The following is a 12,788-nucleotide window of genomic DNA, read 5'->3' as shown; positions in this document are numbered from 1 at the left end:
ACTACACCCCAGCCATGTCGAGAGAGATGGGCTTGTATTCGCCCACCTCGTCACGTTCGTAGACGCGCAAGTAGCTCTTGCTGCTGACGACTTGGACTGATTCAGAGATGGCGTCCATGGCTCTCTTCCAATCCTTGTCATCAATCTCCAGCTTGCGCAGGCCCAGGACGCGGCGGATGCTCACATTCCCGGCCTTGTCGACCTGGAAGGCATCGTTGACCAAGGCCATGAGCTTTGCATCAGCCCCATCGCTCCAGCGCTTGATGCACTTGTCGATGATGGCCTTGGCAACCTGGAGGCGCTCATCGAAGGCGATGTTGTCCTGGTTCGCCTGGATCACCTTGAAACGGCCATCGAACGACAGCAGGGTCAGGTTGCCCTTTGCGCCTCCGAGCTTGGCCTTGAAGCGAGCGGCGCTTGTAAGCACAAATTCATCGATCTCACCCTGGATGGTGCTCTTGAATTCGGCCAACTCACCCGACCGCTCGCGGGCCCTGGCGGCGATGCTCACCACGAGTTCATCTCGCAGCAGGTCGATCTCTTTAATGTTCTCGATGAGGACCAGGTCGCCATTGGCGTTCGCTCGGTAGCCCTCAGGGATCTTGGGGTTCTTGGTCATGCTCTTGCTCCTAGTGACGGGTGAAGCGGCGGCGCCTCTGGGCGTCCCGCAGGTGAAGGGCGCCCAGAACGGGCAACCAAAGGGGGGAGATGATCCAGGCCAGGACAGTGCTCATGAAAAACTCACTTCTGTTCGCGTTCCCTGAGGCGGACCGTCAGGGTCGCTTCGTCTGCGTTAATGAGGTCATCCGCACAGGCCTCAACCACTTCGTGGAAGCCTTCCAATGCACGTTCTTCCGGGACTTCGATGTAGACAGTGATCGTTTTCAAGTGAGGCTCCATAACCATGCGGGGCATCCCCGCGTCTAAACTTCGTTGATGGAAACTTGTCGGATCCACACCCTGCCCAGCGTGTTCGGGCACGTCGCGGAGTCGCCTTTCGGGGGGAGTGCTTTTTTCATGCCGCCCGACAAGTGAGGCATTGCCATCAGCCTTCAACGAAGGTGATGGAATGAACGATGTAGGAGTCGAATCCAGCACTGAAGCTTCCGCCTGGGCACCTCTTACGCCAGCGCTCCATGGCAGCCTCGTAAGCATCCCAATCCACTTCGACATCACCGTTGGGGTCTAGCCTTGGTTGCTTCCCAGCGTGGATCCTTAGCTTTTCGGCGAATCCTTCGGCTTGGTCCTCCTTTCGGAATGCCCGTAGTGCACTGGAGCCCTCGTAATCGTGTGCTCCGGTCACTAGATAGATTGAGGAAGGCATCTTGGACCTCCGGAGGGGGATCTACGCGACAGATGCTTGATGGACGGCCGTGAAGCGCAGGACAACCAGGCGCTCTCGAAACGCGGCATGGATCTGCGCCAGAGTTGGGATTGGTTCTCCCTTGGAGCCCTTGCAGTGTTCGATCAGCGCCCAGTCGATTGGTTCGAGCTGGATGCCACGGCGCACCAGCTCAGTGATGGCGAGTGAGGCGGTCTCCATGCTGGTGATGTCAGTCATGAGCCCGATGGCCTCCATGCAGGTGATGGCCATGGCGACGTAGCCGTAGCCTGGATAGGCGAAGGCGGGCGCCACTGGCGATGAGGCTGGGGCAAGAGCGGCCGGTCTCTTGGAGACCAGGCCTCCGGTGGCATAGCCCTTCTCGACGCGAAGGGGAGACGGCGCGGGAGTGGTGGTGTTCTGGGCTGAGATGCGGCGCCAGATCGCTTTCGGTAGGTCAAACACGGTTGGCTCCTTGAGCTGTTGGGTTGAGTTGGCAGGACTGACAGGCTTTCCAGTGATCAAGCGCCCATTCAGATGTGGTGGGGCGGCCACAGGTGCTCCAGTAGCGGCATTCAGCGGGGGACAATTCCCGGCCCTCAAAGGGGCAATGGGTTGAACCAAAGGCCTTCAGGACCGCCCGCTCAATGGCCGCAGTGCTGCAGTTGTATTTCCCGTTCAGGACCAGGGAGATGGCCGATTTGCTGTAGTCCAGCTCCCGAGCGACAGTGCTTAACCCACGAGACGCAACCTGGGTACGAAGGAGATCAAGCCACATCAACAGTCTCCTTGGTGTTGGGGTCAAAGATCCGGCACTGACGCTTGTTCCACTGGGGAGGCAAAGGTCCGGTGTCTTTGACCAAGGCGTAGATGGTCCGGTTCCGATCCTTCTGTGGCATCCGCCGCACGAACCCCGCCTTCACCAGAGCATCCAAATACTTCTTGGCACTCTCATAGGGGTTTCCATCATTGGGAGAAGATGCAGGCACCAGGAGCCCATGGATGGTGGATTTCCGAAGCATCCTAAGCGCTCGCCATAACCTGGAGCGAAAGTGATGGGGGACCACCCTGGTGGGCCTTGGACCTGCTGGGCCTGACTTCACCTCAGAACCTTGCCCTGCAACCTCCGCTCCTTTCGGTGTCAGCCTCCAGGTGCCACGCCAAGCCATGACAGCCAACCCACGCCCACGAAGGGTCTTCAGGCCATCCCGAACCTGGAGTCGGGTAAGCCCTGTGTCCTCCACTAGCGATCCGAAAGCGATGCGCCCCAGACGGCCCGCCATGGCCCGGAGAATGACCGTGCTCGGGTTCGTGGTCGTCATACTTGCCTCTGTAGCTTCACCAGGCGCGGGCGCTTGGACTGCCAGTCGTGGATCAGTTCCTGCCCTTCCACATCCTTGAGGCTTAGAGTCCCTGCCTTGCGCTGACGGGCGATGCGCTCACAGTTCCCGAGTGCATTCATCACGAGCCGCATGCGGCCTTCACACTGGCGAAAAACCTCTTCCACCAGGTCATCTGCCAGTTTCACCTCTTCCAGGAGTGTGGTTGCAGCCTTCGCCACATCCTCTTTACTCACAGGCTGAAAATAGACAATCACTGCGATGCGACTGCTGATCTGGGGATAGCGGCTACGAATCCGATCTTTCACCTGGTCCATGCCCACAAGGACGAGCGGAATGCCTGTGGCATCGCTGATATCGCGGATGCCCTCCATGACAGTGTGATTTGCCAGGGCATGCTCCACTTCATCGACTACAACCGTGTAGGGCCTGGAATCCAGTGCGTTCACAGCCTGACGGAACATATCCTCGGTTAGACGCTGGGGAGTGACGCCAAGGGCCGCTAGGAGATCGCTCAGAAACCAGTGGCGAGTCCATCCGCTCTTGGCACGAACATAGACCGCATAGCCTCGCAGATGAAGGTGCCATCTTTTCGTCTGACCCAAATGCGCGTGGCATCATGGATGTCAAAGGCCACGCGGACCTCTTCTCCATGCAGTTCGGCTAGCTCAGTGTTGAAGTAGGTGTTGCCGAAGAGCTGGATTTCTCCGCGCCGGACCTGGCGCAGTTCCTCTGGCCGGAACTCATCCAAGCTGATGGGAAGACCCTCTGGCTTCCAGCCCAGTTCCTGCGCCTTGGCCCATGTCTGGTCAGGGCTCAGTCTTCGCAGGCGGCCGGTTTCGGAATCAAGGGCCTTGGGGCAGGCCTTGCTCGCCCTCTGGTTGTGAGCTGCCACGGCCTGCTCAACAAACGCCACAAAGGCCTGCCATGAGGGCAGCACAGGTCGACCCTGACGGCTGGCCTTGAAGACGATTTGCCGGGCCTGGCGGTCCATGGAGGCGCCGACGTAGGTTGCAAAGGCTTTGGCAGCCAGATCCACCCAGACGGTCTTTTGCAGGTGTTCAATCACACCCCGCGCTTGCGAGTTGTAGGGAATGCTGAAGTGGTGTTCATAGCCCAGGCGGGACTTCAAGGCCTCCATGCGTTCGTTGCGATAGCCTGGGCCGTTATCCGTATAGAAGATCAGCGGGACACCGCCCGTGAGCACGGCCATGCGGAATGCATCCATGACCGACCAGGTGCTTTCCTTCTCCCAGGCCGACCACCCGACGATGCGATTGCTCGCAACGTCGGCAACCATCGTCAGTTCGGGCCGGAAGGGCCGTCCGTGCTCGGGATGGGCGATTTCCGCATCAAACGTATGGCCATCGGCGGTCAACACGTCGAACGGGAATTCCGGCTTCTCGCGGCGGCGGAAGGGCCTGATGCTCTTGAGTTCGCGGGGTAGCATCCTGCCGCGCTCACGGTCTACCGCGCCGACCTTGAGGAGCCACCGGCGGGCGCTGTCATAGCTGGGCACCAAGGCTCCAGCTGGCAGCTGTCCGACCAGCGTCTGGACCGCCCAGCTAAGGGACGGTTTCTGGGGCTGGCGGTAGATCACCAGCAGCTGTGGAAGCCAGGCTGGCATTGAGCGGTCGCAGGCCTTCGGTGCCAGCCGATCCATGCCCTGTTTGGCATCAGCAGCCCAGCGCTGGATCGTTCTGCGTGAAAGCGTTCGATCCCCCGACTGGCCAGAACGTGCATTGGCCAAGGGAAGGAGGGCTTTCAGGTTCTCTGGAAGAGCACCGGACTCGACTTCTCCAAAGAGGCGATTCAGCGCCCTATCTCGGCTGACCCGGCCCTCTTCAACCAGGTGGTCCACATAACGAAGAATGGCCAAGCGAGCATCCATTCGCTGCCGTTGCCAGCTCTTCATGGCGGAGATAGCGGTGGGATCTGATGCTGGAGCGATGGTGGGCGCAGGCGGCAAAGACAGTGCGGCGGCGGCCTTCTCGCGGGCGGCCAATACTCGGGCAGCATCTGGATAGGGCCCGAAGAGAGCGCTGCATGCGACAACCTTCTCCTTGCGGCCTTTGTTCGGCCCTGACTCGGAGGTTCTCTCTTGAAGGAGCCCCAGCCGCTCAAGGCGCCGGGCCAGCGGTTGCCGTGAAACACCAGTCAAGGTCGACGCTTCGGCCAGGGTTATGAGCGCTGCACCTGGCGCTGCACCCGATGCACCCTCTGCCAAATCAGGTGCAATATCGAAACCCATGTTTTCCGGGGGTTCCGAGGGGTGTAGCGCCCCATTTTTGGGGTGGAGCGACTGGGCTCGGAGCGCTGCACCTGTCGCTGCACCTGGGCGTTTGGAGGTGGAGGCCACGGTCTGCCCCCTCACGCGGCCGGGTTCTTGGCCTGGCGCCCCCAAATCCGGTCGGCGTCAGCGCTGAGACCTAAGACCTCTGCGATGATGTTCTCGACGGTTTCATTCTGGAACTCCCGGTTTATGACCTGATGAAAGATCGGGTCCTGGAAGCCATGAAGCTCTGTCAGGGCCTTCACATTGACACCCTTGAGCTTGAGGAGCGCCCTGAAGGCTTCGGGCCTCAAACTCCCGTCAGGGTTGATCCCATGTGAGATCATCTGTTGCACATCCGCCGCAGTAGCGAGGATTGCCTGGACGTTTGTGGGCAGGCCACTGGCCGCCCCCTTGCGCTGGGGGTATTGGGACAGCATCGTTTTCTCCTGGTGACGTAGACCTCTACGCCGCTACCCGATAGAGCATAGTTCGATACTCGAACCTTGCAATAGGAAAAGTTTGGTTATGGAACACAAGAAGCCACCCCCAGCGCCTCCACGTCATGTGGACCCGTCCAGCTCTTCTTCAAAGAAGGCAGGAGATGTCGTGCTTGATCCCTCAATTGGGTCTGGACACATGCGTTTATTGGGAGACAAAGCGCTACTTGCAACCGCAAAGGAGCTTGAGAAAAAAAGCTCTCGACTGCGCTATGCTCGCCAATACCTCAAGCTATCCGGCGCGGCATTCGGTGCTCCAATCGGCAAAGCCAAAGGGACCATTAGCCAGTGGGAGGCCGGGTCAGTGGACTTCTCCTTGTCGGATAGTTTGGCAATCGAACATGTTTGGGGCATTTCCTCACCGTGGCTCATGGCCAACGAAGGGGACATGTTCTCTTCTCGAACACCGCGCCTCTACAATCGCACCGAACATGGGGTTTTCCTGCTCCCGCTCCTAGATGGCCTCCCTTCCTGTGGCCCATCAGGTGAGATCGCAGACCTTGGTGAAGACGCTGAAGGACTGCCCTTTGGACAGAAGTTCATAGGCGAACTGCTGCGGCAATGCGGAGCCGGGTCTGAGGCCAACCTGTTTGTGGCCAGGGTGCAGGGTGATTCCATGAACCCCACCATCCTTGCCGGGGACACGGTCATGGTGAATACGGCTCTCCCATTGAGGCTTGAGCCCAAGAAGGGCGCCCTGCACCTGGTTAGGCGGAGGGCTGGAAGCTCGGAGGCCCGTGTCAAACGGGTGTTCCTTTCGGCGGATGGGGCGCACCTGACGATGAATTCGGACAACCCAACCTATCCGCCCCTGACGGTCCCTGTGGATGGGGTTCCGATCCAGGATCTAATCGTCGGCCGAGTGTGCTGGTATGGACGTTCCCTGTTGGACCAGGCGCCAAAAGCTGAAGACTGGTAGCCATGGTTGCGCCGTGATGGCGCCAAACCAAGTGCAAGTTGACGCCATATTTCGCAGGTAAGTGCAAAACGGCGCCAAACCAAGTGCAAGTTGTCTCCAGGCTCCCACGGCATGGAAACCCGCGCCAAATCTGGATCCAAGCCTATACGCCAATTCCGGTGCCAGTGACAAAGCAGTCGCCTCCCCACACTTCTCCGGGTGAACGCTCAGGCCCCGTGAGCCGCGCCGTGTGGGCATGTGCTCAAGGGGCCTGGCGTTGCTGCTGCGAGAGCAGACTTGTTGGCGGAGGGAGAGGGATTCGAACCCCCGGTGAGCTTGCGCCCACGCTAGTTTTCAAGACTAGAGCCATCAACCGCTCGGCCATCCCTCCATGCCTCCATCTTGAAGGCTCGGGGCGCCTTCCGGCAAGAAGCCTTGTGCCGGGGGCCCGCCAACGGTAATCTGGAAAGCCTTGGAGAGATGCCGGAGTGGCCGATCGGGCTCGCCTGCTAAGCGAGTGTATTGGGTAAACCAGTACCGGGGGTTCGAATCCCCCTCTCTCCGCCAGTGAAGCCGCCGCAAGGCGGCTTCATTTTTTGGGCCTCAAGAGAATTCGATCCTGATGGCCCGGCTCAATCCTGGGCCGGGTACTGCCAGGCCCTGATCAGCTTTCCATTCTTCACTTCATAGACCATGAAGGCGTTCTGGCTGCGCGTTTCGCCGTTTGATCCGGTCCATACATCCCGTTGCCGCACGGACACGAAGTCTCCGTTGGTCGCCAGCATGTGCAGGCCCCGCTGGAGCATGGGACGCTGCCGGAGGGTGACAGTCAAGGCCTTCCCCAGGGCCTCCCGCCCCTTCGCCTGGAGATGGAACTGGTCTCCGGTGGACATCTGCCAGTGCACATCCTTCGCCACGAAGTCGAGCAGGGTATCCATCTGCCGGGCATTGAAGGCTTCGGTCAGGGCGCGGACCACACTTTCCGGAGAGGGGGCCGCCTTGGGCTGCGGAGGCAGGAAGCCCTGGCGGGCCAGGAAGGCCTCTTCGGCGCGCCAGGCATCGGCCCGGGCCACGGGATCGGGGTCAAACTGCCATTCCTGCTCATCGAGCTTCCGGCTCAGCAGGTGGCCCAGCCCGCTGAACCGGTTCAGTTCACACACATTCCCAGCGGCCCTCAAGCTCCTTGAAAAGAGCAGCGCCGGCACGAAGGGGGTGAGGGTGTCCTCTGTACCCTGGTTGATGCAGCTGGGCGGCGCCCCTGGGGCCACAAAGGCATCCGGGGAAAGGTCCTCCGGCTTCGCTCGGCCCAGCAGTAGCTTGCGCACCCACCCGCTCTGCGTGATGGCCACCGCAGGGGAATAGAGCACCAGGGCATCGGGGCGATCCAGTGCCTGGGGGCCTTCACCTGGATTCCGACCAATCAGGGCTGCCGCAGCAGCCAAGTGCCCTCCTGCGGAAACGCCATAGGCGGCGATCCGCCCTGAATCAATGCCCAGCGAGCGGCTCTGTGTCCGGGCCCAGTGGATGGCATCCCGGGCATCCTCCACGGCATCAAGGGGTGTCACAGCCTTCTCATCCGACAGCCGATAGTCGATGGCGATGGCCACCATGCCCAGGTTGGCGAAACGTCGCGCTGCCGTGTAGACCCATGTGGCGTCGCCACTGTTCCAACCCCCGCCGTGGAAGAGCAGAATGGCGGCCCGCGGGCTGGGGGCGGAGGCCGGTGGCTCGAAGATATGGGCCTTGAGCCGCTCCCCGCTGACCTCCTTGTAGCTCACGATGCGGGGCTCAGGTGCCTGGAGGGGCGCGCCGTGCGAGGCACTGAACGAGAGGCCGACCAGCAGGAAGAGGGCGCGGGTGATCATGCGGGGCTCCTACAAAGGGGGCGCCAACGAATCGATTCAAACAGGGTCATTCGCTGAGACAGAATTCCTGCCTGGCAGTATCCAGGATCAGACGGTGGCCCAGAAAGAGGCGGTTGCCCGCCATGCCGCCCATTCCGAAGAACCGCATGGCCATCCCCTGCCACCAGCTGGTGCCCTCCATGCGGCTCACCTGCTGGATGGGGAGGGTCACTTGGCCGATTTGCATGGTGGCATCCGTATCCACCACATGGGCTGTGAGGGTGCGCTTCCAGGATCGGACCGGGAAGGAGGTTGGGATGGCACCAGGCCGCCCCATGCGCGTCCAGGCGGATTCGCTGGTGATGAGGGCGAAGGCGCTGGAACCGGAATCGTACATGATGCGGGTCGCCTTTCCATCCACTCGCGCCGGGATGAGCATGCGGCGCCAGCGGATGCTGAAGGGTGTGAACACATCCCCTGGACGGGCCACCAGGGAGCGATCCGCGGCCACCTGGATGCGGTCACCCTTGAAATCCATCACCAGGGTGCGACCAGCCACCAGATCGGCGCCGATGGTTCCGATGATCTCCACGCCGTCACCCTTCCAATCGATGCCGGGCGCCTGGTTGGCCAGGACAACCAAACGTCCGGCCCGCACGGGCAGAGCTCCCACCCGGAACGACAGGTTCTGTACGGTGGGCCCGTCGGTGGTGAAGGTCTGGCCAACGGCCCTGAGGCGCGGAACGAGGTCGGCCCACTTGTTGGCATAGAGCACCGTGGTGGGGTGGCCCATGTCGAACTGCATGTAGAGCGGCTTGTCGGAAAGCCCTTCGAAAGTCACGGGCACCAGCAAGGCGCCATGGTCCAGCGGAGGCAGGGGACTTGGCCGGGGGAGGGAGATCCAGTGCATGGGAATGTCTGCCACAGCCTCCTTCGCGGTGAATTGGGGGCGGATCTCCGAGGTGGGCTTGCGGGCGCAGGCCCAGGTCAGGCACAGGGTCACGGCGCCAAGGACACGGAAGAGGCGGGCATAAATCGACGTCATGCAGAAACCTCCAGACGCGCAGACCGGGAGTAGCCCGGGTTTGATGAGCAGGTTTACGGAACGTTTGGGGTGGTCGGAACCCCATGATTACCCGAATGCAGGAAGTCGGTTTAGTTTCCAATCCCATCGCTTCCGTACATGCGAACGCCCGCCGAAGCGGGCGTTCGTGAATACCTCTGCGATCAGACGATCTTCGTCATCCAGCCGTGGGTGTCGGGGGTGACGCCGTGCTGCAGGTTCAGCAGGGCCTCGCGCAGCTTGGCGGCCACGGGGCCGGTCTGGCCCTGGTTGATGTCCCAGTTGCCCGTGCGGGACTTCACATGGCCCACGGGGGTGATGACAGCGGCAGTGCCACAGGCGAAGGCTTCGGTCATGCGGCCCTCGGCAATGGCCTTGCGCCATTCATCGACGGTGATCTTGCGCTCTTCAGCCTTGAAGCCCTGCTCGCGGGCCAGCTGCAGCAGGCTGTCCCGGGTGATGCCGGGCAACAACGTGCCGGTGAGTTCGGGGGTCACGATGACGGTCTCGCCCTTCTCCTGGTAGACGAAGAAGATGTTCATGCCGCCCATCTCCTCGATGTTCTTGCGCTCGATGGCATCCAGCCACACCACCTGGTCGCAGCCCTCTTCCTTGGCCTGACGCTGGGCCACGAGGCTGGCGGCGTAGTTGCCGGCGCACTTGGCGAAACCGGTCCCTCCGGGCGCGGCGCGGACATAGTCCTCGGAGATCCACACGGTCACGGGCTTCACGCCCTGGGGGAAGTAGGCGCCGCTGGGGCTGGCCAGCAGCACAAAGAGGTACTCATTGCTGGGACGCACGCCCAGGGCAGCTTCGGTGGCGATCATGAGGGGGCGCAGGTAGAGGCTTTCACCGATCGCGCCGGGCACCCAGGCGCGGTCCTGGGTGATGAGGGCCTTGGCGGCGCCGATGAAGATCTCCTCGGGCAGCTCGGGCATGGCCAGACGGGCCGCCGAGGCATTGAAGCGACGGGAATTCGCGTCGGGACGGAAGGAGGCGATGCTGCCATCGGGCTGCTGGTAGGCCTTGAAGCCCTCGAAGATGGCCTGGCCGTAGTGCAGCACCGAAGAAGCCGGATCCATTTCGATGGGGCCATAGGCCTTCAGCACGCCCTGGCCCCAGCCCTTGCCCTCAACGTAGGGCACTACCACCATGTGGTCGGTGAAGATGCGGCCGAAGCCGGGGTTGGTCATGCGCTTGGCGCGCTCCTCGGCGCTGGCGGGATGGGTCGAGGGCTGGATCTCGATCGTGGCGTCATTCATGGTGAGACTCACAGGTGCTCCTTTAGGGAAGAGGATCGGATCAGGCCCGGTGGACCAGATGGCCCAGCCGCGCGATGGCGTCCCGGGTGGTCGCCGGGTCGTGGGTGGAGAAGTTGAGGCGGAGACAGTTGGTGCCCCGGCCGTCGGCGAAGAAGAGGGGCCCCGGGGCAAAGCCCAGGCCGTGCTGCAGCGCATCGCGGTGCAGGTCCAATGCAGAGAAATCCTCGGGCATCACTACCCAGAGGTGCATGCCGCCCTTGGGCTCGGAGACCTGCGTACCTGGCGGAAAATGCTCCGCGAGGGCCTCGATCATGGCGTCCCGGCGCTCCTTCAGCGAACGGCGCAGCCGGGCCAGGTGGCGCCGGAAGCCGCCGGTGTCGAGGAAGCGCGCCACCACCGCCTGCATGAGAGGTGGCTGGGCGATGGTCTGCACCTCCTGGATGGGCGCCATGCGCCGCAAAAGATCGTCCTTGGCGATGAGGTAGCCCATGCGCAGACCCGCCGCCAGAGACTTGGAGAAGCTGCCCAGGTGGATGACGTGGTCTGCACCTTCCAGCCGCCGGAAGGGCGGCAGGGAGTTGCCCGAGAAACGCAGATCACCGTAGGCCGAATCCGTCACCAGAATCACGCCATGGGCGCGGGTGAGGGCCAGCACGCGTTCACGGCGGGCCTTGGACTGCGTCATGCCCGTGGGGTTGTGGAAACTGGGCACCGTGAAGAGCATCTTCGCTTCGCTGCGCTGCAGGGCCGAGGCCAGGCGCTCGGGGTCGAGGCCCTGGCGATCCACCGGCACGGGCACCGCCTCGCGGCCCAGGGCGCGGATGAGGGCCAGGATGCCCACGTAACAGGGGCTCTCCACCAGCACGCGGTCGCCAGGCACCGTGAAGGATTCCAGGGACAGGGCCAGCCCGGACTGGGCGCCGGGAATGGAGCGGATGCCCCAGCCTTCATCAATGGGTTCCCCTTCGGAGGCCAGCCAGCGGCCCACGGCCTCGAGGTACGGCAGGTATCCCGCAGGCGCCGAGTACACCCAGGCTTCGGAACCCAGATCCTTCAACACCTGGGCCGTGAGGCGCCGCAGCTGCTCACCAGGCAGGAGGTCAGAAGGAATGAAGCCAGCCGAAAAGCTGACGAGGTGGCGGTCCTGAGCCCGCTCCAGCGTCTCGCCCAGCCAGGAGCCCAACTCGCCGTCATGCACCAGCAGCGGCGAACCCTCGAAGGGGAATTCGCTGCTGGCCCGCAGGCCTGGGGCCTCCGGCAGCCGGGGCGCCACGAAGCTCCCCCTGCCCTGCACCGTCTGGATCCAACCGGTTCGTTTCAACCCCGCCAGGGCCTTCAGCACCGTGAGGCGATGCACGCCCCAGCGCTGCGCCAGCTCAGGCACGGCGGGCAGCCGGGAACCCGGTCGCCACTCACCCTGCTGGATGAGTCCGCGGAGCCGCCTCTGCAATTGCAGATAGAGGGGGCTGGACGCGCCAGGGTCGAGGGTGGGATCGAGAACCATCCCCATCAGGATCAGCCGAAATGCCCTTCCATTCCAAGAAAGGAAATGAAAATCACAGCCCAGGGCAGACCATCCGGGCAGTGAAGGGAAAACCTGGACATAGCCCAGACCACCCTAGACCAATCTGAAGTTCAACCTTTTCGGTTTATCCCGCATCCATACTGGTGATCCGGAGGTTCCATGCGTGCCCTGCCCCTATCCGTCGCCCTGCTCTCCCTCGCCATGCTGGGGGCCTGCCGCGGCTACAACGTGACCTACGACTACGATGTCACCGCCTCCTACGCCAAGTACAAGACCTTCGACTACTACACCTCGAAGAAGGGCACTGGCGGCACCACCAGCCTCATGGACAAGCGCGTCCGCGCCGCCGTGGAGAAGGAGCTGCAGGCCAAGGGCTTCACCATGGACACCAAGGCTGATCCTGATTTCCTCGTCACCTACTACCCTGTTGTGACCAACCACAAGGTCCGCACCACCGTCCGCAGTGGCTGGGGCTGGGGCTACCGGCCCTTCTACGGTGGCGTGGGGGTGAGCAGCAGCCAAGTGCACAACCACAAGGAAGGCACCATCGTCATCGAGATCGTGGATTTCAAGTCCAACCAGATGATCTGGCAGGGCGCCGCCGCCGGAGCGCTTACCGGCCTGACCAACCCCGAGGACGCCGACGAGGTGGTGCCCAAGGCCGTGAAGGACATCCTGGCCAAGTTCCCGCCGAGGTAGTGCCCTGCGGCGCGTGGGGCGAAAGGAATTGATCCAGGGGCACACGGGATAGACACCCCGCCCC

General features: G+C 62.4%; 12 protein-coding genes and 2 tRNA genes. 3 read left to right on the top strand and 11 right to left on the bottom strand.

The features are described 5' to 3' along the window. Position 1: 1 nt before the first annotated feature. The 6 genes from Q9293_RS02810 to Q9293_RS02785 all read right to left on the bottom strand — a co-directional run bounded on the left by Q9293_RS02810 (position 2) and on the right by Q9293_RS02785 (position 5,373). Complete coding sequence (locus Q9293_RS02810) at positions 2–619, bottom strand: DUF3164 family protein (protein ID WP_306249819.1); 618 nt, start codon at positions 617–619, stop codon at positions 2–4. A gap of 122 nt (positions 620–741) precedes the next feature. After that, positions 742–888 (bottom strand): hypothetical protein, encoded by a 147-nt coding sequence (locus Q9293_RS02805; RefSeq protein ID WP_306247413.1) that lies wholly within the window; start codon positions 886–888, stop codon positions 742–744. A gap of 457 nt (positions 889–1,345) precedes the next feature. Next, a complete protein-coding gene (locus Q9293_RS02800; protein ID WP_306249817.1) occupies positions 1,346–1,786 on the bottom strand; it encodes a hypothetical protein in 441 nt (146 codons plus the stop codon). An 853-nt stretch (positions 1,787–2,639) separates the two neighbouring features. Continuing rightward, positions 2,640–3,266 (bottom strand): AAA family ATPase, encoded by a 627-nt coding sequence (locus Q9293_RS02795; RefSeq protein ID WP_306249815.1) that lies wholly within the window; start codon positions 3,264–3,266, stop codon positions 2,640–2,642. Continuing rightward, entirely contained in the window at positions 3,176–4,912 is a 1,737-nt protein-coding gene (locus tag Q9293_RS02790; protein WP_306249813.1) for a Mu transposase C-terminal domain-containing protein, read from the bottom strand. Before Q9293_RS02790 ends, Q9293_RS02795 begins: the two co-directional genes overlap by 91 nt. A gap of 119 nt (positions 4,913–5,031) precedes the next feature. Then, positions 5,032–5,373 (bottom strand): hypothetical protein, encoded by a 342-nt coding sequence (locus tag Q9293_RS02785; RefSeq protein ID WP_306249811.1) that lies wholly within the window; start codon positions 5,371–5,373, stop codon positions 5,032–5,034. A gap of 169 nt (positions 5,374–5,542) precedes the next feature. Here Q9293_RS02785 and Q9293_RS02780 point away from each other — a divergent pair, with 169 nt between their 5' ends. Continuing rightward, positions 5,543–6,352, top strand: coding sequence for a S24 family peptidase (locus Q9293_RS02780; RefSeq protein ID WP_306249809.1), 810 nt, complete (start codon positions 5,543–5,545; stop codon positions 6,350–6,352). A 280-nt stretch (positions 6,353–6,632) separates the two neighbouring features. Here Q9293_RS02780 and Q9293_RS02775 read toward each other — a convergent pair. Further along, positions 6,633–6,722, bottom strand: a tRNA-Ser gene (locus Q9293_RS02775). Between the two features lie 83 nt (positions 6,723–6,805). Between Q9293_RS02775 and Q9293_RS02770 the strand changes: the two genes are divergently transcribed. Continuing rightward, positions 6,806–6,898, top strand: a tRNA-Ser gene (locus Q9293_RS02770). Positions 6,899–6,963: 65 nt separating this feature from the next. Here the strand turns inward: Q9293_RS02770 and Q9293_RS02765 are convergent. The 4 genes from Q9293_RS02765 to Q9293_RS02750 all read right to left on the bottom strand — a co-directional run bounded on the left by Q9293_RS02765 (position 6,964) and on the right by Q9293_RS02750 (position 12,004). After that, positions 6,964–8,196, bottom strand: a complete 1,233-nt coding sequence (locus tag Q9293_RS02765; protein ID WP_306249807.1) for an alpha/beta hydrolase fold domain-containing protein — start codon at positions 8,194–8,196, stop codon at positions 6,964–6,966. Positions 8,197–8,242: 46 nt separating this feature from the next. Next, on the bottom strand, positions 8,243–9,220 hold the full coding sequence (locus Q9293_RS02760; protein WP_306249805.1) for a hypothetical protein: 978 nt from the start codon (positions 9,218–9,220) through the stop codon (positions 8,243–8,245). Between the two features lie 182 nt (positions 9,221–9,402). After that, positions 9,403–10,500, bottom strand: coding sequence for a branched-chain amino acid aminotransferase (locus Q9293_RS02755; protein ID WP_306249803.1), 1,098 nt, complete (start codon positions 10,498–10,500; stop codon positions 9,403–9,405). A 40-nt stretch (positions 10,501–10,540) separates the two neighbouring features. Then, the gene (locus tag Q9293_RS02750; protein WP_306249801.1) at positions 10,541–12,004 is read right to left on the bottom strand and encodes a PLP-dependent aminotransferase family protein; all 1,464 of its coding nucleotides are present in this window, start codon (positions 12,002–12,004) and stop codon (positions 10,541–10,543) included. A 180-nt stretch (positions 12,005–12,184) separates the two neighbouring features. Between Q9293_RS02750 and Q9293_RS02745 the strand changes: the two genes are divergently transcribed. Beyond that, complete coding sequence (locus Q9293_RS02745; RefSeq protein WP_306249799.1) at positions 12,185–12,724, top strand: DUF4136 domain-containing protein; 540 nt, start codon at positions 12,185–12,187, stop codon at positions 12,722–12,724. The last annotated feature ends 64 nt before the right edge of the window (positions 12,725–12,788 follow it).

Origin of the sequence: Geothrix sp. PMB-07, from assembly GCF_030758935.1 — a bacterium.
In the GTDB taxonomy this organism is placed as follows: Bacteria; Acidobacteriota; Holophagae; order Holophagales; family Holophagaceae; genus Geothrix.
This window is presented reverse-complemented; position numbering and strand designations above follow the sequence as displayed.

Bases quoted from the DNA above. Each gene is read 5' to 3' on its own strand.
- Q9293_RS02810 (WP_306249819.1), bottom strand. From the start codon at position 619: ATGACCAAGAACCCCAAGATCCCTGAGGGCTACCGAGCGAACGCCAAT.
- Q9293_RS02750 (WP_306249801.1), bottom strand. From the start codon at position 12,004: ATGGTTCTCGATCCCACCCTCGACCCTGGCGCGTCCAGCCCCCTCTAT.
- Q9293_RS02760 (WP_306249805.1), bottom strand. From the start codon at position 9,220: ATGACGTCGATTTATGCCCGCCTCTTCCGTGTCCTTGGCGCCGTGACC.
- Q9293_RS02765 (WP_306249807.1), bottom strand. From the start codon at position 8,196: ATGATCACCCGCGCCCTCTTCCTGCTGGTCGGCCTCTCGTTCAGTGCC.
- Q9293_RS02755 (WP_306249803.1), bottom strand. From the start codon at position 10,500: ATGAATGACGCCACGATCGAGATCCAGCCCTCGACCCATCCCGCCAGC.
- Q9293_RS02790 (WP_306249813.1), bottom strand. From the start codon at position 4,912: ATGGGTTTCGATATTGCACCTGATTTGGCAGAGGGTGCATCGGGTGCA.
- Q9293_RS02785 (WP_306249811.1), bottom strand. From the start codon at position 5,373: ATGCTGTCCCAATACCCCCAGCGCAAGGGGGCGGCCAGTGGCCTGCCC.
- Q9293_RS02745 (WP_306249799.1), top strand. From the start codon at position 12,185: ATGCGTGCCCTGCCCCTATCCGTCGCCCTGCTCTCCCTCGCCATGCTG.